The 18,630-nt window shown below is 74.8% G+C and carries 20 protein-coding genes; 11 read left to right on the top strand and 9 right to left on the bottom strand.

Features of this window, described 5'->3' with window-relative positions; genetic code table 11:
- The first annotated feature begins 57 nt into the window (after positions 1–57).
- From ACWIX6_RS06785 to ACWIX6_RS06805, 5 genes are all read left to right on the top strand, one after another.
- Positions 58–2,943: a vitamin B12-dependent ribonucleotide reductase gene (locus ACWIX6_RS06785; RefSeq protein ID WP_448616076.1), complete on the top strand. Its 2,886-nt coding sequence runs from the start codon at positions 58–60 to the stop codon at positions 2,941–2,943.
- A 645-nt stretch (positions 2,944–3,588) separates the two neighbouring features.
- On the top strand, positions 3,589–4,455 hold the full coding sequence (locus ACWIX6_RS06790) for a DUF817 domain-containing protein (RefSeq protein ID WP_448616077.1): 867 nt from the start codon (positions 3,589–3,591) through the stop codon (positions 4,453–4,455).
- An 89-nt stretch (positions 4,456–4,544) separates the two neighbouring features.
- On the top strand, positions 4,545–4,712 hold the full coding sequence (locus tag ACWIX6_RS06795; protein ID WP_448616078.1) for a hypothetical protein: 168 nt from the start codon (positions 4,545–4,547) through the stop codon (positions 4,710–4,712).
- A gap of 119 nt (positions 4,713–4,831) precedes the next feature.
- On the top strand, positions 4,832–5,089 hold the full coding sequence (locus ACWIX6_RS06800) for a hypothetical protein (RefSeq protein WP_448616079.1): 258 nt from the start codon (positions 4,832–4,834) through the stop codon (positions 5,087–5,089).
- Positions 5,086–5,517, top strand: a complete 432-nt coding sequence (locus ACWIX6_RS06805; RefSeq protein WP_448616080.1) for a hypothetical protein — start codon at positions 5,086–5,088, stop codon at positions 5,515–5,517. Before ACWIX6_RS06800 ends, ACWIX6_RS06805 begins: the two co-directional genes overlap by 4 nt.
- Before the next feature lie 209 nt (positions 5,518–5,726).
- Here ACWIX6_RS06805 and ACWIX6_RS06810 read toward each other — a convergent pair whose 3' ends face one another.
- Both ACWIX6_RS06810 and ACWIX6_RS06815 read right to left on the bottom strand, forming a co-directional pair.
- A complete protein-coding gene (locus ACWIX6_RS06810) occupies positions 5,727–6,671 on the bottom strand; it encodes a S1C family serine protease (protein WP_448616081.1) in 945 nt (314 codons plus the stop codon).
- A gap of 89 nt (positions 6,672–6,760) precedes the next feature.
- Complete coding sequence (locus ACWIX6_RS06815; RefSeq protein ID WP_448616082.1) at positions 6,761–7,297, bottom strand: DinB family protein; 537 nt, start codon at positions 7,295–7,297, stop codon at positions 6,761–6,763.
- A gap of 104 nt (positions 7,298–7,401) precedes the next feature.
- Between ACWIX6_RS06815 and ACWIX6_RS06820 the strand changes: the two genes are divergently transcribed.
- Complete coding sequence (locus tag ACWIX6_RS06820; RefSeq protein ID WP_448616083.1) at positions 7,402–8,214, top strand: SDR family oxidoreductase; 813 nt, start codon at positions 7,402–7,404, stop codon at positions 8,212–8,214.
- 5 nt (positions 8,215–8,219) lie between these two features.
- On the opposite strand, the gene ACWIX6_RS06825 is transcribed toward ACWIX6_RS06820, so the two are convergent.
- Positions 8,220–9,137: an AEC family transporter gene (locus tag ACWIX6_RS06825; RefSeq protein ID WP_448616084.1), complete on the bottom strand. Its 918-nt coding sequence runs from the start codon at positions 9,135–9,137 to the stop codon at positions 8,220–8,222.
- A gap of 158 nt (positions 9,138–9,295) precedes the next feature.
- On the opposite strand from ACWIX6_RS06825, the gene ACWIX6_RS06830 reads away from it, so the two are divergent.
- Together ACWIX6_RS06830 and ACWIX6_RS06835 are read left to right on the top strand one after the other, a co-directional pair.
- Positions 9,296–10,795 carry a phospholipase D-like domain-containing protein gene (locus ACWIX6_RS06830; RefSeq protein ID WP_448616085.1) on the top strand — a complete coding sequence of 500 codons (1,500 nt, stop codon included), beginning with the start codon at positions 9,296–9,298 and terminating at the stop codon, positions 10,793–10,795.
- 50 nt (positions 10,796–10,845) lie between these two features.
- A complete protein-coding gene (locus ACWIX6_RS06835; protein ID WP_448616086.1) occupies positions 10,846–11,856 on the top strand; it encodes a hypothetical protein in 1,011 nt (336 codons plus the stop codon).
- A gap of 2 nt (positions 11,857–11,858) precedes the next feature.
- Here the strand turns inward: ACWIX6_RS06835 and ACWIX6_RS06840 are convergent, their stop codons facing one another.
- Both ACWIX6_RS06840 and ACWIX6_RS06845 read right to left on the bottom strand, forming a co-directional pair.
- Positions 11,859–12,083, bottom strand: a complete 225-nt coding sequence (locus ACWIX6_RS06840) for a hypothetical protein (RefSeq protein WP_448616087.1) — start codon at positions 12,081–12,083, stop codon at positions 11,859–11,861.
- A gap of 148 nt (positions 12,084–12,231) precedes the next feature.
- The gene (locus tag ACWIX6_RS06845) at positions 12,232–13,167 is read right to left on the bottom strand and encodes a GGDEF domain-containing protein (RefSeq protein WP_448616088.1); all 936 of its coding nucleotides are present in this window, start codon (positions 13,165–13,167) and stop codon (positions 12,232–12,234) included.
- 72 nt (positions 13,168–13,239) lie between these two features.
- Here ACWIX6_RS06845 and ACWIX6_RS06850 point away from each other — a divergent pair, with 72 nt between their 5' ends.
- Positions 13,240–13,959 (top strand): mycothiol-dependent nitroreductase Rv2466c family protein, encoded by a 720-nt coding sequence (locus ACWIX6_RS06850; RefSeq protein ID WP_448616089.1) that lies wholly within the window; start codon positions 13,240–13,242, stop codon positions 13,957–13,959.
- 88 nt (positions 13,960–14,047) lie between these two features.
- Here the strand turns inward: ACWIX6_RS06850 and ACWIX6_RS06855 are convergent, their stop codons facing one another.
- A complete protein-coding gene (locus tag ACWIX6_RS06855) occupies positions 14,048–15,445 on the bottom strand; it encodes an NAD(P)/FAD-dependent oxidoreductase (RefSeq protein WP_448616090.1) in 1,398 nt (465 codons plus the stop codon).
- A 96-nt stretch (positions 15,446–15,541) separates the two neighbouring features.
- Between ACWIX6_RS06855 and ACWIX6_RS06860 the strand changes: the two genes are divergently transcribed.
- Positions 15,542–16,228, top strand: coding sequence for an alpha/beta fold hydrolase (locus ACWIX6_RS06860; RefSeq protein ID WP_448616091.1), 687 nt, complete (start codon positions 15,542–15,544; stop codon positions 16,226–16,228).
- Here the strand turns inward: ACWIX6_RS06860 and ACWIX6_RS06865 are convergent.
- Together ACWIX6_RS06865 and ACWIX6_RS06870 are read right to left on the bottom strand one after the other, a co-directional pair.
- Complete coding sequence (locus ACWIX6_RS06865; protein WP_448616092.1) at positions 16,202–17,119, bottom strand: alpha/beta hydrolase family protein; 918 nt, start codon at positions 17,117–17,119, stop codon at positions 16,202–16,204. The genes ACWIX6_RS06860 and ACWIX6_RS06865 overlap by 27 nt on opposite strands.
- Position 17,120: 1 nt before the next feature.
- On the bottom strand, positions 17,121–17,480 hold the full coding sequence (locus ACWIX6_RS06870) for a hypothetical protein (protein WP_448616093.1): 360 nt from the start codon (positions 17,478–17,480) through the stop codon (positions 17,121–17,123).
- A 53-nt stretch (positions 17,481–17,533) separates the two neighbouring features.
- Here ACWIX6_RS06870 and ACWIX6_RS06875 point away from each other — a divergent pair, with 53 nt between their 5' ends.
- Positions 17,534–18,058, top strand: a complete 525-nt coding sequence (locus ACWIX6_RS06875; RefSeq protein WP_448616094.1) for a helix-turn-helix domain-containing protein — start codon at positions 17,534–17,536, stop codon at positions 18,056–18,058.
- A gap of 37 nt (positions 18,059–18,095) precedes the next feature.
- On the opposite strand, the gene ACWIX6_RS06880 is transcribed toward ACWIX6_RS06875, so the two are convergent.
- Positions 18,096–18,611, bottom strand: coding sequence for a hypothetical protein (locus ACWIX6_RS06880; protein WP_448616095.1), 516 nt, complete (start codon positions 18,609–18,611; stop codon positions 18,096–18,098).
- Between the last annotated feature and the right edge of the window lie 19 nt (positions 18,612–18,630).

The following is an 18,630-nucleotide window of genomic DNA, read 5'->3' on the forward strand; positions in this document are numbered from 1 at the left end:
TTCCCCAGCCGCCGTCCGCACCAGCCGAGCGAACACGACCAGGGAGAGCTCCACGTCATGACCGAGACCACCGATCGCCTCGCCGCCACCCGCGCCCGCCGCAGTGGGGGCAAGGCGCCCAACCGCGCGAAGGCGCTCAAGGTCAAGCGCGTGTACACGACGCCCGGGGTGCACCCCTACGACGAGGTGACCTGGGAGCGCCGCGACGTCGTGATGACCAACTGGCGCGACGGGTCGGTCAACTTCGAGCAGCGGGGCGTCGAGTTCCCGGCCGAGTGGAGCGTCAACGCCACCAACATCGTCACCACCAAGTACTTCCGGGGGGCCGTCGGCACCCCGCAGCGCGAGACGAGCCTGCGCCAGCTGATCGACCGGGTGGTCCTCACCTACGGCGCGGCCGGCCGCGAGCACGACTACTTCGCGAGCGAGGGCGACGCCGAGGTCTTCGAGCACGAGCTCACCTGGATGCTGTTGCACCAGGTGTTCAGCTTCAACTCGCCCGTCTGGTTCAACGTCGGCACCGCGTCGCCGCAGCAGGTCAGCGCCTGCTTCATCCTCGCCGTCGACGACACGATGGACTCGATCCTGAACTGGTACCGGGAAGAGGGCCTGATCTTCAAGGGCGGCTCGGGCGCCGGGCTGAACCTCTCGCGCATCCGTTCCTCGAAGGAGCTGCTGTCCTCGGGCGGGACGGCCTCGGGCCCGGTGTCCTTCATGCGCGGCGCCGACGCCTCCGCCGGCACCATCAAGTCCGGTGGCGCCACCCGGCGCGCGGCGAAGATGGTCGTCCTGGACATCGACCACCCCGACATCGAGGAGTTCGTCGAGACCAAGGCGCGCGAGGAGGACAAGATCCGCGCGCTGCGGGACGCCGGGTACGACATGGACCTCGGCGGCAAGGACATCACCAGCGTCCAGTACCAGAACGCCAACAACTCCGTGCGCGTCAACGAGGAGTTCATGCGGGCGGTCGAGGAGGGCCGCGAGTTCGGGCTCCGGGCCCGCTCGGACGGCTCGGTCATCGACACCGTGGACGCCCGGAGCCTGTTCCGCAAGGTCACCCAGGCGGCGTGGGAGTGCGCCGACCCGGGCATCCAGTACGACGACATCATCAACGACTGGCACACCAACCCCGAGACGGGGCGGATCAACGCCTCGAACCCCTGCTCGGAGTACATGAGCCTGGACAACAGCTCGTGCAACCTGGCGTCGCTGAACCTGATGAAGTTCCTGAAGGACGACGGCACGTTCGACGCCAAGACCTTCGTCAAGGCCGTCGAGCTGGTCATCACCGCGATGGACATCTCCATCTGCTTCGCCGACTTCCCGACCGACCCGATCGGCGAGACCACCCGGGCCTACCGGCAGCTCGGCATCGGCTACGCCAACCTGGGCGCGCTGCTCATGGCCACCGGCCACGCCTACGACTCCCGGGGCGGGCAGACCCTGGCCGCGGCGATCACCTCGCTGATGACCGGCACCGCCTACCGGCGCTCCGCCGAGCTCGCCGGCGTCGTCGGTGCCTACGACGGCTTTGCCCGCAACGCCGACGCCCACGCCCGGGTGATGCGCAAGCACGCCGCCGCCAACGACGCGATCCGCCCGGTCGGCGCCGACGACGCCGACGTCCTCAAGCTCGCCACCGCGCAGTGGCAGGAGTGCCTGGCCGTCGGGGCGGAGAACGGCTGGCGCAACGCCCAGGCCTCCGTGCTGGCCCCCACCGGGACCATCGGCTTCATGATGGACTGCGACACGACCGGCATCGAGCCGGACTTCTCGCTGGTCAAGTTCAAGAAGCTGGTCGGCGGCGGGTCCATGCAGATCGTCAACCAGACGGTCCCGCGGGCGCTGCGCAGCCTGGGCTATCAGGACGAGCAGGTCGAGGCCATCGTCGAGTACATCGCCGAGCACGGGCACGTCGTGGACGCGCCCACCCTGCGCCCGGAGCACTACGAGGTCTTCGACTGCGCGATGGGGGAGCGGGCCATCTCCCCGATGGGCCACGTCCGGATGATGGCCGCGGTGCAGCCGTTCATCTCCGGCGCCATCAGCAAGACGGTCAACATGCCGGAGACGGCGACCGTCGAGGACGTGGAGAACATCTACTTCCAGGGCTGGAAGATGGGCCTCAAGGCGCTGGCCATCTACCGCGACAACTGCAAGGTCGGCCAGCCGCTGTCCGGCGGCAAGGGCAAGAACGACGGCACCAAGGCCGAGGCCCCGGTCGCCGAGGCCGCCGCGCCGTCGGCGCTGTCGCACCCGGTGCGCAAGCGGCTGCCCAAGAAGCGGACCAGCGTCACCACGTCCTTCAGCGTCGCCGGCGCCGAGGGCTACATGACCGCCGGGATGTACGAGGACGGCAGCCTGGGTGAGGTCTTCCTCAAGCTGGGCAAGCAGGGCTCGACCCTGGCCGGGGTGATGGACGCCTTCTCGATCGGCATCTCCCTCGCCCTGCAGCACGGTGTGCCGCTGGAGACCTACATCCAGAAGTTCACCAACATGCGGTTCGAGCCGGCCGGCATGACCGACGACCCGGACATCCGGATCGCCCAGTCGGTGATGGACTACATCTTCCGGCGGCTGGCGCTGGACCACCTGCCGGTCGACAAGCGGGCCAACCTCGGCATCTTCACCGCCGAGGAGCGGGCCGCCCAGGTCGCGGGCACCTACGGCAGCTCCGCCTCGACCACCACGGTGGAGGAGGAGGTCGACCTGGAGCAGCTGCGCGGCTCCGCGCCGATCGAGACCGCCAAGGTGGAGGAGAAGGTGACCCCCGCCGGACCGACGTCGGTCAAGGAGGCCCACTCCTCGGCCGAGCTGCTCGAGCTGGTCACCGGGACGGCCACCGACGCGCCGCTGTGCATGACCTGCGGCACGAAGATGCGCCCGGCCGGCAGCTGCTACGTCTGCGAGGGCTGCGGCTCCACCAGCGGCTGCAGCTGACCTCGGAGCTCAGCATCGGTGAGGACTCCAGCATGTCGACACCGGTGACGCTCGGCAGGTAGCAAGGGGTGGGCGACCAGGTGGTCGCCCACCCCTTGCGCCGTTGCAGGACCTCGTGGCGGCGGGTCGGGTCGTCCCGTCGACCACGGGCACCGCTGCTGGTGCTCGGTCCCTGAGCGGCGGCGCGAGACCCTCCCGCGGAGCTGGTCAGTGCAGGACCATGCCCCCATGGACGACGTCGGAGCACCGGACCTGTGCGGACTGGGGCCTGACGACGCGAGGCTCGTCTGCTACGAGCGGGCCCTCGGGCTGACCATCGTCGTCGGTGACGCCGTCGAGGTGTCCGGCTGCTGCTCCGTCGCGCGTACGCGTGACGGAGCAGCAGCCGAGCCCGGGCAGCCCCATGGACGCCGCTGGCGTGGTCGTCCGGCTCGGCATCGTGGACGGTGGGGACGATGCCGGCGTTCGAGAGCCCCGACGACCGTCCCCGCCCCTGGCAGCACGCGCAGCTGCGCGCGGCGACGAGGTGGCGCTCGACATCGACAGCTGACGAGCGCAGACGTTCCGCGCACCGGAGCCGGATCCGACACGCGCGCCGCACCACGGGGACCCGGACCGGGTCGCCGTTGACCTAGCCTGCTGCGGATGCGACAGCTGCTGCGGTTCGGCTGGGTCGAGGCGCAGTGCTGCCTGTTCGCCGTCCTGTTCTTCCTCGGACTGGCCCTGGTCCGGTTCGTCCCACTCCCCATCGACCCGGCCGACGCACTGCTGCTCTGGTGTCTCGCGGTCACGCTGGTGCTGTGGCTCGTCCGGTGGGAGACCGGTCGCGAGGTCGCGGTGATCTTCGGCTTCCACCTCGTGGGTCTGGCGCTCGAGCTCTTCAAGGTCCGGCAGGGGTCGTGGTCCTATCCCGACACCGGCGTCGCCTCGATCGGCGGCGTGCCGCTGTACAGCGGCTTCATGTACGCCGCCGTCGGCAGCTACGTCTGCCAGGCCTGGCGCCGGATGGACCTGCGGATCACCGGCTACCGAGCCCGCGCCACGGCGTGCGTGGCGGCGCTCGTCTACCTGAACTTCTTCACCTCGCACGTGACGGCGGACGTCCGCCTGGTGCTGGCAGTGGCGCTGCTCTGGGTGACTCGGCGCACCTGGGTGCACTTCACCGTCGGCCGGCGCCGCCACGCGATGCCGCTCGCGCTGTCCTTCGTGCTCATCGGCTCCTTCCTCTGGCTGGCGGAGAACGCCGCCACCCTGCTGCGGGCGTGGCAGTACCCGTCGCAGGAGTCCGTGTGGACGCTCGTCCACGCAGCCAAGCTCGGCTCGTGGTCGCTGCTCGTCGTGGTCAGCATCGTGATGGTCGCGGCGGTCAAGGCGTACGAAGGGGAGCTGTACGGGACCGCGGATGAGCGGACCGTCTGGCGGGCACACGCCGCACCGCCGGAACTGCCGCGGCGGTCGCGGCCGTCCGCCCCGGCCGACGCGTCCACCGGCGAGTCGGTGGCCGTGCCCTGACCCGGCTCGATCGTCCGGCCGTCGGACCGCGCCGCCGAGGACGCACGTGACGGCCTCGACACCGAAGGGTCGCCGCGGGACCCTGCCGCATGACCGACAGCCCGTACGCCATCCCGGTCGACGACCTGGTCGCCGGCGCCCGCACCGACCGCAGCGAGCAGGTGGAGGTGCACCCGGTCCCGGAGGCCGGGCCGCGTGCCTGGTCCCCCGGGCCGGACCCCTACCTCAGCGGCGGCGGGGACGCGGACGGCGACTGACGAGCGGCCGTCGGGCCGGCGGACCGGGTGGCGCAGCGACCGCGTCCGCGTGTCGCGTTCCGCCGACGGGAGCAAGGGTAGAAGGGCCCTGGAGACGTTCTTCGAGCCAAGGAGCAGCCATGACCACCCCCCAGACGACGAGCCGCGACGCCGCCACCGGCAGCCGCGACATCAAGTCGCACGAGACGACCAGCTTCGCCGACCTCGGCAAGGAGATGTGGTCCTACCTCACCGGCAAGGGCGCGGCGATCAACTACGAGTTCGTCGACATGACCGTCGAGGTGCCCCGCGAGACCGGTCCGCAGGCTCCACGCGCGACCTGGAAGCTCAACGGCACGCTCCGCATCACCACCGCCGAGAACGCCAGCCGGGGATGACCCCGGAGGGTCGACCGCGCCTCGACGTCACCGCCGACCTGCGGCTCGAGGTCGACGGCGTCCCCGTGCAGGTGCGGGCCTCCGGGGACGAGATCGCGGTGACCTCCCCGGACGTGCGGCGGCTGTTCAGCGCCGTGCGGGTGGCGGGTGGCGCCACCACTCAGGGGCCGCCCGGCCGCGAGGAGCTGGCCCGGGTGGCCGACGCCCTGGCCGGGCACGGGCTCACCGCGCGGTTCGACGGACCGGCCGGCCGGGTGCTGAGCCTGGGCGCCGACGTGGAGTGGCCCGCCGGCTCGGCGTTGCTCGGCTCACGTCACGCACGCGTGCACCCGGCCGGCGCCCTCCGCAGCAGCGGCGCCGCTCCCTTCGCGGCCGCAGCAACCCTCCTCCTCATCGTCGCGCTGGTGGGCCGCCGTCGGCGGCGCTGACCACGCGACCACGCCGGCCGCGGTGGCCTCCGGGGCCGGCGGCCGGTCCGCGGGCCGGGCGGTGCGGGTACCGCCCCGCACCGCCACGGCGGCGACGGAAGAGGTCTGCCGGTGACCTTCCTCGGCCGGATCCCCGGTCGGCGGGCTGCCGGACGTCGCCCCCGTGGCGGGCCGGCGGCTGCCTGCCCGCGAAGGGCCGCCCGTCGTGGTCAGCCGGTGAGCTCGGTCGGCACGGTGACCACGTCCACCATCGCGCCGCGGCGGACGACGGTCACCGGCAGCGGCTGCCCGATCGCCTCGCCGAACAGCAGCCGCTGCAGGCTCTGCGCCGCGGCCACCGGCCGGCGGCCGGCCTCCAGCACCAGGTCCCCGGCCTTGAGCCCGGCCCGGTCGGCCGGTGACCCGGCGATGACGTCGACGATCCGCAGCCCCCGCCGCTGTCCGGTCCGCTCGGCCAGCGCAGCCGGCAGCGGCACCGGGCTGCTGACCAGCCCCAGGTACGCCCGCCGCACCCGGCCGTCGCGCACCAGCGTGGCGATGATCGTCCGGGTCGTGTCATTGACCGGCACCGCCAGTCCCAGACCCCATCCGGCGACCGCGGTGTTGATCCCGACCACCCGGCTGGACGCGTCGGCGAGGGCGCCGCCGGAGTTGCCCGGGTTGAGCGCCGCGTCGGTCTGGATGACGTCCTCCACCACGCGTGCCGTCCGGCCGTCCCGGGTGGGCAGCGACCGGCCCAGCGCGCTCACCACCCCGGCGGTCACCGACCCGGCCAGCCCGAGCGGGTTGCCGACCGCGACGACGAGCTGGCCGACCTGCAGGTCCGCGGCGTCCCCGAGCACGGCCGGGGGAGGGGTCGCCGTCCGCGCCCGGACCACCGCCAGGTCCGACAGCGGGTCCGCGCCCACGACGTCCACCGCCGTCTCCGACCCGTCGCTGAACACCGCCCGGCCGCCGGCGGCCCCGGCCACCACGTGCGCGTTGGTCAGCACCAGCCCGTCCTCGGTGAACACCACCCCGGAGCCGGCACCGCCACGTCCGCCCGGTCCGGTCACCTGCAGGGCGGCCACGTGCGGGGTCAGCTCGGCGGCCACCCGGGTGACGATGCGGGAGTAGGCGTCCAGCTCGCCGGCGGCTGGGGGTCCGAGGTCCACGGCGTCCTCCTGATCACATGATTACAAGGACCAAGTGAACGCCTCCCGGAGCTCGACGGGGGCCCGGGCGTTGTGCCGTGCGCGAACGGTCAGCCCATCGTCTTCTGGCCGTCGATGGCCTCGCGCAGCAGGTCCGCGTGCCCGGCGTGCTGGGCGGTCTCGCCGACCAGGTGCACGAAGACACGGCGGGCCGACCGCCGGGCGCCCGGCGGGAACCACGGCGCCTCCGGCAGCGGGTGGGACACGTCCAGGTCGGGCAGGCCGAGCACCAGCTCGTCGGTGCGGCGCGCCACCTCCGCGTAGCCGGCGACCACCTCGGCCAGGGTCTCGTGTTCGAGCAGGGTGAACTCCGCCGCCCGTGCGGCCCACGCCGCCTCGTCGTTCGCGGGGAACGCCGAGGGCCCCTCGAGCACGAAGTCCACCCAGACCCGCTCGGTGGCGGCCACGTGCTTGACCAGCCCGCCCAGGGACAGCTCGCTGACCGTGGGGCGCAGCCGGGCCTGCTCGTCGGTGAGCCCCTGGACCGTGTGCAGCAGGAACCCGCGGTGCGCCCGCAGCGCCTCCACCAGGTCGGCCCGCTCACCGGTCGGCGGGGTGCGGTCGGCGGTCGTCTCCGTGCTGGTCATCGCGCTGCCTCCGTCGTCGGGGTCGGTCAGCCCACGCTAGGACCGCCCGACGACAGTTCCGTCCGGGAGCGCATCGGCACGTCGCGACCGGGTAGCGCGGGGGCATGAACGGGAGCGCAGGGGACCGCCGGGTCGCCGTCATCACCGGGTCGGAGTCGGGCATCGGGCGGGCCACCGCGGTCGCCCTGGCCGAGCAGGGCCACGACGTCGGCATCACCTGGTACCGCGACGAGTCCGACGGGGAGGCGACGGCGGAGCTGGTCCGCCGGGCCGGGCGGCGGGCCGAGGTGCGGCACCTGGACCTGACCGCGCTGCCCGGCGCCGCCGACGTGGTCGACGAGCTCGCCGACGCACTGGGCGGCATCGACGTCCTGGTCAACGACGCCGGGACCGGGCACTCGTCGAGTCTGCTGGACACCGACTACGACACCTGGCGCGAGGTCATCGCCACCGACCTGGACGGCGCCTTCCTCTGCCTGCAGCGCGCCGGGCGGCGGATGGTCGCCGCCGGCCGCGGCGGCCGGATCGTCAACGTGACCAGCGTGCACGAGCACCAGCCGCGGGTGGGCGCCGGCGCCTACTGCGCCGCCAAGGGCGGCCTCGGCCTGCTCACCCGGGTGGCCGCCCTCGAGCTCGCCGAGCACGGCATCACGGTCAACGCGGTCGCCCCCGGCGAGATCGCCACCCCGATGACCGGCCAGGAGGACGAGGACCCGCGGGCGCCCGGGCACGAGCGCCCCGGCGTCCCGCTCGGCCGCCCCGGCGACGCGCGGGAGGTGGCCGCCGTCATCGCCTTCCTCGCCTCCCCGGCGGCCGGCTACGTCACCGGGGCGTCCTGGGCCGTGGACGGCGGCATGCTGCAGATGGGCCCGATGGCCGGCTCCCACATGAGCGGCGACGACTGGCGCCGGCCCTGAGCGCGTCAGCCGAGCAGCGCCGCCACCGCGAACAGGACCGGCACGGACAGCACCGTGCTCAACGTGATCGCCTCCCGCGCGAGGTCCACGCCGGTCCGGTAGGTGACGGCGAAGACCAGCAGGTTCTGCGCGGCCGGCAGCGCGGACAGCACGACCACGACGAGCAGCTCGGGGCGGTCCAGGCCCAGTGCCGTGCCGAGCAGCCACGCCGCCCCGGGCGCCACGAGCAGCTTGAGCCCCACCGCCAGCAGCACCGGACCGCGGTCGGGACCCCGGCCGGGCAGCGGGCTGCCCCGCAGCGACATGCCGTACGCCAGCAGCACCGCGGGCACGGCCAGCCCGCCGATCAGCCCGATCGGCTCCATCAACAGCGAGGGCAGCGTCCAGCCCGTCGCCGAGACGGCCAGCCCCGCCACCGAGCCGATGAGCACGGGGTTCCGGAACGGCGCCCACACCCGCGACCACACCGACCCCTCGCCGTCCGCCGTCGCGACGTCGAGCACGGTCAGCCCCACGGGGATCAGCAGGACCAGCTGGAAGAGCAGCACGGGCGCGACGGCGCTGGCGTCGCCGAGCACGTAGACCGCGATCGGGATGCCCAGGTTCGCCGCGTTCACCTGGCTGGCGCCGAGCGCGCCGATGGTCGTCGTCCCCACGCCCCAGCGGCGCACGGCGCCGACGAGGACGAACAGCCCGGCCGACAGCAGGGCCGCGCCGGAGGTGACGACCAGCGTGGTGGAGAAGACGGCGGACAGGTCGGCCGCGGCGAGCGTGGTGAACAGCAGCGCCGGGGTGGCCACCGAGAACGCCGCGCGGGACAGCACCTCGGGGGCGTGCGGGCCCAGCGTCCCGCTCCGGGCGAGCAGGTAGCCGACGGCGATGACGGTCCCGATGACGACGAAGCCGGACAGGACACCGCTCACCGGACGACGGGCCGGCCGGCCCCCGGGCGGGGTGCGCCGCCGGGGCGCAGGCGGGTCGTCACGGCCCCCAGGATGCCGACCGCCCCGACCTGGCCCGTACGGGGGATCCCGCGGCCGTCCGACGTCCCATGATCATCGGACCCGGCACACTGGGGCCGGTGAGCGAGAGTGCCGTCCCGTCGACCGCCGGGCGCCCGGTCCCGGACGTCCGGGACGGCGTCCTGCTGGTGCCCGGTGAGACCTGCTGGCGCATCGAGCGGGCCACCGAGCTCACCGTCTTCGTCGACGCCGCCGACTACTTCGCCGTCCTCAAGCAGGCGGTGCTCCGCGCCCAGCGGCGGGTGCTGTTCATCGGCTGGGACTTCGAGCCGCGCATCCGGCTGGACCCCCGCACCCCCGGCCGGGCGAAGGACGACCGGCTCGGGCGCGTCCTGGAGACCGCCGTCCGGGCCAACCCGGACCTGGAGGTCGGCGTCCTGCAGTGGGGCCTGGGCATGGTCGAGTCGCTGTGGCGCGGGCTGCTGCCGGTGGCGCTGCTGGACCGGCGCTCACCCGACCGGCTCCGGTTCGTCGCCGACCACCACCACCCGCTCGGCGCCGCGCACCACCAGAAGATCGTGGTAGTCGACGACTGCCTGGCCTTCGCCGGCGGCATCGACGTGACCGCCGACCGGTGGGACACCTCCGAGCACCTCGACTGGCACCGGCACCGGCACCGGCCGACCTCGCGGCGGTCGACCGGCCCGTGGCACGACGTGACCAGCATGGTCTCCGGGCCCGCGGCCCGGGCCCTGGGCGACCTCGCCCGGGAGCGGTGGCACAGCGGCACCGGGGAACGGCTCGAGCCGGTCGAGGGGGTGCAGCACTGCTGGCCCGACGGCGTCCCGCCGCTGCTGACCGACGTGGACGTCGCCGTGTCCCGGACCCGCCCGGAGCACGGCGACGTCGAGCTGGTGCACGAGATCGAGCTGCTCTGGCTGGCCGCCGTCGCCGCCGCCCGGGAGACGGTCTACATCGAGGCCCAGTACTTCGCCAACCGCCGGATCGCCGAGGCCATCGCCGAGCGGCTGGGGGAGGCCGACGGCCCGGAGTTCGTCCTGGTGACCCCGCTGTCGGCCGTCGGGTGGCTGGAGGAGAAGGCGATGGGCACCGCACGGGCGCGGCTGCTCGAGATGGTCGGGCGGGCCGACGTGCACGACCGCTTCCGGATGTACGTCCCGGTCACCGCCGGTGGGCAGCCGGTGTACGTGCACGCCAAGGTGATGGTGGTCGACGACCGGGTGCTGCGGATCGGCAGCTCGAACCTCAACAACCGGTCGATGGGCCTGGACACCGAGTGCGACGTCACCGTCGAGGCCCGGCCGGACGACCCGCGCCGGGACGAGCTGGCCGCCGCCGTCCTCGGCGTCCGGCACCGGCTGCTCGGTGAGCACCTGGGCGTCGAGCCGGACGCGGTCGCCGCCGCGGTGGCGGCGCACGACGGCTCCCTCGTCCGTGCGGTGGAGAGCCTGCTCCGGACCGAGGGACGGTCGCTGCGCCCCTTCCGGGCCCCGGAGCAGAACCTGGTCGACCGGGTCCTGTCCGCCACCGAGCTGCTGGACGCCGAGCACACCCCGAACCGGTGGACCCGCATCCGGCGGGCGTTCCTCCGGCGCTGACCCGACGCCGGCGGCCGTCCCCGCGCCCCGGGGCACGGCACGATGGCGGCATGGACCTCGCCGACGTCGCCGACGAGCTCTACGCCGTCCCGCCCGAGGAGTTCATCGCCGCGCGGACCGCCGCCCGGGACCGGGCCCGCGAGGCCGGGGACAAGGACCTGGCCGGCGACATCGCCGCGCTGCCCAAGCCGTCGACGGCGGCGTGGGTGTGCAACCTCGTGGTCCGCCGACGGCACGACGAGATCGCCCAGCTCATCGAGCTCGGCGCGCTGCTGCGCGAGGCGCAGGCCGCCCTGTCCGGGGACCAGCTCAAGGAGCTGGGCCGGCAGCGCTCCCAGGTCGTCGCCGCGCTCACCCGGCAGGCCCGCGCGCTGGCCGCGGAGGAGGGGCACCCGGTGAGCACGGCGATCGCCGAGCAGGTCGAGGGCACCCTGCGGGCCGCGGTCGCCGACGCCGACGCCGGGGAGGCCCTGCTGGGTGGCCGGCTCACCGGCGCGCTGTCCTACAACGGGCTGGGCCCGGTCGACCTCAGCGGCGCGGTCGCCCCCACCGTGCCGTCCGCCGGGCGGGCGCCGGTGGCACCGGCCCGGAAGGCGGCCAGGACCGGGACGGGGGCGGGGCGCAGCGGCCGCGACCGGGCGGCCGCCCGCGAACAGCGCCGGCGCGAGGCGGAGGAACGCGCCCGGCAGGAGGCCGAGGAGGCCCGCCGGCGGGAGCTGGCCCAGGCCGAGCAGGACGCCGCGGAGGCCGCCTCCGTCGCCCGGGACACCGCGGCCGCGGCCGAGACCGCCGAGCAGCGCGTCGCCGACACCGCCGCCCGGGCGACCGAGCTGCACGACCGGGTCACCGAGCTCCAGGCGCGGCTCACCGAGCTGCAGGAGGAGCTGCGGCGCACCGAGAAGCGGGCCGGCACCGCCACGGGTGACCTGCACCAGGCCGAGCAGCGCCGGGACGCCGCCGTCCGCCGGGCGCAGACGGCGGCCGCGATCCGGGACCGCGCGGCCGAGCGGCTGGCCCGGCTGCGGGACACCGGCGACGCCCCCGACACCGACGGCGGCTGAGCTCAGCCGCCGTCCGGCGGCCTCGGCGGGGGCCGGTCGTCGTCCGGGTCATCCGGGTCCCCGGCGCTGGGCCCACCGGGGTCGTCGACCGTGTCGTCGGGCACGGCGTCCGGGTCATCGGGGACGTCGTGCCGGGCCTCGTCGGGGAGCCGCCGCCGGTCGCCCGCCCGCAGCGCCACGACGAACCCGACGGCCACCACCAGGCTGAGCCCGGCCCACGCGGTCACTGTCCATCCCCACCACGGCATGCCCGCATCCGACGCCTCCGCAGGGGGCCGCGGGGAGGATGGGCGGGCTGCTTCACCCCATCGCGGGTCCACCCTCGGTGGAGCGGTGACGCGGCGTGGTGGCGCCGGCGGCCCGGTCCGGGAGCGGTCACCGGCCGGGTCGGCGGCCCTTCTCCCGGTAGAGGGCGGAGTCCGCCCGGGCCAGCAGGGACGTGAGGGAGTCGCCCTCCCGGACGGTCGCCGTGCCCACCGACCAGGTGGCCGGCGCCCCGTCGGCCAGCCGGTCCAGCACCTCCTGCGCGCCGGGGGCGTCGGTGTCGGGAAGGCAGAGCACGAACTCGTCGCCGCCGTGCCGCCCGAGCAGGTCCGAGCCGCGCAGCCGGGTGGACCACTGCGCGGTGAGCCGGCGCAGCAGCTCGTCCCCCGCGCCGTGGCCCTCGTTGTCGTTGACCTGCTTGAAGCCGTCCAGGTCGATCACGGCGATGGTCAGCGGCTCCCCGGCGCGGTGCGCCCGGGCCAGGCTGCGGGTGGCCTCGGCCTCCCAGGCGCGCCGGTTGGCCAGGCCGGTGAGCGGGTCGGTGGAGGCCGCGGCGCGCAGCTGTGCGCTCAGCCGGCCCTGGACCTCGGTCAGCACCCCGGTGGCCAGCACGGCGAGCGACCAGTGCAGCCCGAAGCCGCCGGGTGCGGCGGCCAGTGCCCCCGCCGTCGCGAGGACGACGGCCAGTCCGGCGTGCAGCCGGGCGACCGGCAGCGGGAAGAAGTGCGCGGCGTAGAGGCCGATCGTGATCAGCACCGGGCCCAGCCCGACGACGCCGACCGCGGTCGCCGACCGCCAGGCCAGCAGGGCCACCCCGCCGGACACCAGGGCGAGGCCGGCGTGCGTCGCGGCCGGCACCCGGGTGCCGACCGTCCAGAGCACGGCGGCCGTGGTCAGGCCGACCACCCCGAGCAGCGCGGTGAGCAGCACGGGTGTGTCCGCGGACGGCGGCCAGACGGCGCCGACCAGGCACAGGACCCCGGCCAGGGCGTGCAGGAGCACCAGCAGGACCACCCCGGGGGGGCGTCCGCCGTGCTGATCGTCCATCGGGGTCTCGTCCATCGCACGCCGATCATCGACCGGTCCGCGGCACTCCTGAAGGGGGGTTACCGTCGACGGGTGAAGCCCGTGGACCTGCACTTCTACTTCGACCCGGTGTGCCCGTTCGCGTGGATGACCAGCAAGTGGGTCCGCATGGTGAGCGCGCAGCGCTCGATGGCGGTCGAGTGGCGGTTCATCTCGCTGCGCCTGCTCAACGCGCACATCGACTACGCGGCGCACTTCCCGCCCGAGTACGAGGCCGGGCACACCGCCGGGCTGCGGCTGCTGCGGGTGGCCGCGCGCACCCGGGCCGAGCACGGGGCCCCGGCCGTCGCCGCGCTCTACGAGGCGCTGGGGGAGCGGGTGTTCGAGTCCGGACCGGTGGACGACGCCGGTGCCCGGCGCGGCACGCAGGGGTTCGTGGACCCGGCGCTGCGCGCCGCCGGACTGCCCGCCGAGCTGTCCGCGGCGCTGGAGGACAGCTCCTGGGACGCCCAGGTCCAGGCGGAGACCGACGAGGCCCTGTCGCTGACCGGCAAGGACGTCGGCACCCCGATCCTGCACTTCCGGCCGCCGGAGGGGGTGGCCTTCTTCGGCCCGGTCATCAGCCGGCTCCCCTCGGAGTCCGAGGCCGTGCAGCTGTGGGACCACGTCGTCGGCCTGGCGTCCTTCCCCGGCTTCGCCGAGCTCAAGCGCAGCCTCCGCGAGCGTCCGCAGCTGCCGGCCTTCGGCGTCCAGCCCGGTGCGGTGGGCGCGCAGGAGGACTGGCACGCCGGCAGCCGCCGGCAGAAGAGGTAGCGGTCCCCGCCCGATGCGGTCGCCGACGCGGAGCGGCCCGGCGCCCGCGGTGCGGAGGCCGGGCCGGGGTCCTGCCGGGCCGGGGAGGTCAGGCGGAGCGGCGGCCGGTGACGTCGACCGTCTCGCCGTGGTGGTGCCGGCCGCCGGTCTTGGACACCTCGAAGTCCGGCCCGAGCTCCTCCAGTGCCAGCCGGCCGTAGACCTGCTGCTGGGTGGCGACGCGCTCGGAGCGCCCCCGGCCGAGGAAGCTGACCATCCAGTGCAGCACCGTGGTGACCCGGCTGCGGAAGCCGACGATGTAGGCCAGGTGCACGACCAGCCACATCATCCAGGCGATGAACCCGGACAGCTTCAGCCTGCCGATCTGGGCGACCGCGGAGAACCGCGAGATCGTCGCCATGCTGCCCTTGTCGTGGTAGCGGAACCGGGGTGCCGTCGGGCGGCCGGCCGCGCGGGCCGTGATGGCGTCGGCGGCGAACCGGCCACCCTGGATGGCGACCTGCGCCACGCCGGGCAGCCGGTCCAGGCTGATCATGTCGCCGACGACGTGCACCTCGGGGTGCCCGGGCAGCGTCAGGTCCGGCTGGACGGCGATCCGCCCGGCCCGGTCGACCTCGGCGCCGGACTGCTCACCGAGCAGCCTGCCCAGCGGGCTGGCCTGCACGCCGGCGGCCCAGATCTTGGTGGCCGCCCGGATCCGGCGCTCCTGCCCGTCGGCGTCCTTGACCACCAGCCCGTCGGCGTCCACGTCGGTGACCATCGCGCCGAGCTGGACCTCGATGCCGATCTCGTTGAGCTTCCGGTGCGCCTTCTTGCCCAGCTCGCCGAACGGCGGCAGCACCTGGGAGGCGGCGTCGAGCAGGATGACCCGCGCCGAGCTCGGGTCGATGCGGCTGAAGTCGCGGCGCAGGGTGCGGCGGGCCAGCTCGGCGATCTGCCCGGCCATCTCCACGCCGGTGGGGCCGGCACCGACGACGACGAAGGTGAGCAGCCGGTCGATCTCGGCCGGGTCGGTGGCCAGCTCGGCCAGCTCGAAGGCGCCGAAGATGCGGCCGCGCAGCTCCAGGGCGTCGTCGATGCTCTTCATGCCGGGGGCGAACTCGGCGAAGTGGTCGTTGCCGAAGTAGGACTGCCCGGCGCCGGCCGCGACGATCAGCTCGTCGTAGGGGTGCACCGTGGTGCGGCCCAGGATGGTCGAGGTGACGGTGCGGGCGGCCAGGTCGATGTCGGTCACCTCACCGAGCACCACCCGGGCGTTGTCCTGCGAGCGGAGGATCTCCCGGGTCGCCGGCGCGATCTCGCCCTGCGAGAGGATCCCGGTGGCCACTTGGTAGAGCAGCGGCTGGAACAGGTGGTGGGTGGTCTTGGCGACCAGGGTGACGTCGACCGGGGCCTTGCGCAGTCGCTGGGCGGCGAACAACCCGCCGAACCCGGACCCGATGATGACCACGCGGGGGCGCGAGAGCGTGTTCTGGCCGTCGGTCACAGCATCTCCTGATGTCGTCATGATGACTCATCCTCGCATCCTGCAGGGTCTGCTCCCGGCCGCCCGGGAGGGCCGGGCGGGTCCGCAGGTGGCGCGGTGAGCTCCACCCCGTTCAGCACCGCCCGGGCGCCAGGTGTTCCCCGGCTGGTGTTCGTCCCCGGCCTCGGGCTGGACCGGCGGTCGTCCGCACGGGTGCGGCGGCGGACGGCCGGCGAGGTGGTGCACCTGCCGGGCATGGGCCGCCGGATGCTGGCGCCGCCCACCGACGAGCTGGCCGCCCTGCTGCTGGCCGCGCTCGGCCCGGGTCCGCTCGTGCTGGTCGGTCACTCGCAGAGCTGCCAGGTGGTGGCCGCCGCCGCCGGCGACCCCCGGGTCCGCGGCGTCCTGCTGCTGGGGCCGACCACCGACCCGCGGATGCGCCGGATCCCGGTGCTGGTGGTCCGGTGGTTGCGGACGGCGGCGCACGAGCAGCTGAGGCAGCTCCCGCTCACGGTGGCGCAGTACCGGCGGACCGGGCCGCGGGCCATGGTCGCGCTCTGGCGGGCCACGGCCCCCGACCGGATCGACGACCGGCTGGCGGAGGTGGCGGTGCCGGTGGTCGTCGTCCGGGGCGCCAGGGACCGGCTGTGCCCGCACGACTGGGCGGTGCACCTGGCCGCCCGCGCGCCGCGGGGGCGGCTCGAGGAGCTCCCCGGAGCGGCGCACATGACGGTGCAGACGCACCCCGACGACGTCGCCCGCCTGCTGGAGGACCTGCTACGCGACCTGGCCGACCCGGGCTGAGCACCAGTCGACCACGGTGTCCATCACGACCGGGTCCACCGGTCGCCGCAGCTCGGCCCGGTAGGCCCGCATCGACGCCGGGCCGGGCTGGCGGCGCAGCGTGTGGGTGAGGTCGGGGACCCGGTGCACCTCGACCGGACCGGGCACGGTGGCGGCGATCCGGTCCAGGTCGTCCGGGTCGACCTGCAGGTCCTTGTCGCCGGTCAGCGCCAGCACCGGCACCCGCACCCGGGCCAGGTCCGTGCGCGGGTCGTGGGCCAGGAACTCCCGGGTCCAGCGGGCGTTCAGCCGCACGCCGCCGATCCGGGCCACGTCGGTCGTCGTGGCCGCGATCTTCTCGTGGTTGGCGGCCACCTTCGCCTCCAGGTCGGTGCGGAACAGCCGGAGCAGCCCGCGGACCGGCGCCGGGAGGGTCGGGCCGAGCCGGCGCGCCTGCCAGCGCAGCAGCTCCCGCCCGGGGCGTGCGCTGCACGACAGCAGCACCAGCCCCGCCAGCGGCGCACCCCGGGCGGCCAGCGCGGCGGCGAGCAGGGCGCCCTCGCTGTGCCCGGCCACCAGCAGCCGGCCGGCGTCGACCTCGGGCCGGGCGGCCAGGGTGTCCCGGGCAGCGGCGAGGTCGTCGACGTTGTCGTAGAGCCCCGCCGTCCGCCAGTCGCCCGGGGTCGCCCCGACGCCGCGCTTGTCGTAGCGCAGCGACGCGAACCCGGCGCGGGCCAGGGCCGCGGCCAGCTGCCGGGCGACGTCGAAGCGGGCGCGGCGGTGGTTGGAGTCGCGGTCCAGCGGGCCCGACCCGGAGGCCAGCAGCACGGCCGGCCACGGCCCGTCGCCGTCCGGGAGCGCGAGGGTGCCGGCCAGCCGTGGCGGGCCGAAGGTGAGCTCGAGCTCGCGCACGTCAGCGGACCGGCTGGCGCAGCCGGGTGACCTCCGCCGCGGTGCCCGCGGGGTCGGGGAGCCCGATCAGCACCGAGGTGAAGCGCTGGCCCCGCAGCCGGATCCGCAGCGCCGGCTCGCCCCGGCGCACGCTGACCAGCGTCCGCTCGCCCGGCCGGCGCCAGGTGCCGATCATCCGGAGACGGGGGAGCCCCAGGCCCGGGGCGCGCAGACCGCGGACGGCGGCCAGCGCGTCGGGGACGACGGTGACCTCCTCGACGGCCTCGAGCGGGACGGAGAGGTCCCGGAGCACGCCCAGGACCTTCTCGGCCCGGGTGAGGTGGACGGTCAGGGTCTCGGTGGTCAGCTGCACGGTCGCCATGAGAGGATCATTCCCAAGACCAAGAACGTTGTCAACATTGAGAACGGTGATCCATGGCGTCCGCCGACCTGCTGCTCCACCCGGTCCGGCTGCGCGTCGTCCAGGCGTTCCTCGGCGACCGCGTGCTGACCACCGCCGAGCTGCACGAGCTGCTGCCCGACGTGCCGACGGCCAGCCTGTACCGGCACGTCGCCGTCCTCGCCGACGCCGGTCTGCTGGAGGTGGCGGCCGAGCGGCGGGTCCGCGGGGCCGCGGAGCGGAGCTACCGGCTGGTCGTCGAGGCGGCCCGGGTCGCGCCGGCCGACGCCGCGACGATGACGGCGGAGGAGCACGGCCGGGCCTTCACCGCGTTCGTGGCCAGCCTGCTGGCCGACTTCGGCCGCTGGCTGGACCGGGGCGACGTCGACGCCGGGCGGGACGGGGTCGGCTACAGCCAGGCGGCCCTCTGGCTGGACGACGAGGAGTTCGCGGAGTTCCTGACCGAGGTCCGCGAGCTGGTCGGTGGGCGGATGGCCAACCGGCCCGAGGGGGAGCGGCGGCGGCGGCTGCTCAGCACGGTGCTGCTCCCGGGGGACTGACCGCGCCGGCCTCCGTCCGCCGGCCGGGCGCCGGCGGTCAGACGCGCCGACCGGCCCGCTTCCGGGCCGTCGCGGTCCGCGGCTCCCGGTCGACGAGGCCGCGGGTGAGCAGGGCGATCCCGATGCCCAGCATCCACACGTCCTTGGAGACCGGCAGGCCCTCCTGGGTCGGGGCCACGCTCAGCCCGGGCTTGGTCATCCCCGGGGTGCGCAGGTAGAGCCCCAGCAGGCCGGCGGAGAAGCCGGTGAGCAGGGCGCCGGCGACGGCGGTGGGCACGAACGGGGTGAGCAGGGCGGCGCCGATGGCGATCTCGGTGGTCGCCAGCGCCTTGGCGAAGGTGGCCGGCGGGACGTCCTTGAGGAACGGGTAGGTGCTGGCCGCGAAGCCGTGCAGCCCTGCCGCGGTGCCCTCGTCGGCGTTCCGCTTGCCGAGGCCGGAGTTGAGGATGAACGCACCGGTCGCGAGGCGGGGGGCGATCTCGGTGGCGGTGATGGGCAGGCGCATGACGACCTCACTGGAGAACGGGTTGGTGCTGGTTGGTACAGGGCTCAACCGCATCCTTCCCCGTCCG

The organism is Modestobacter sp. URMC 112, from assembly GCF_053502575.1.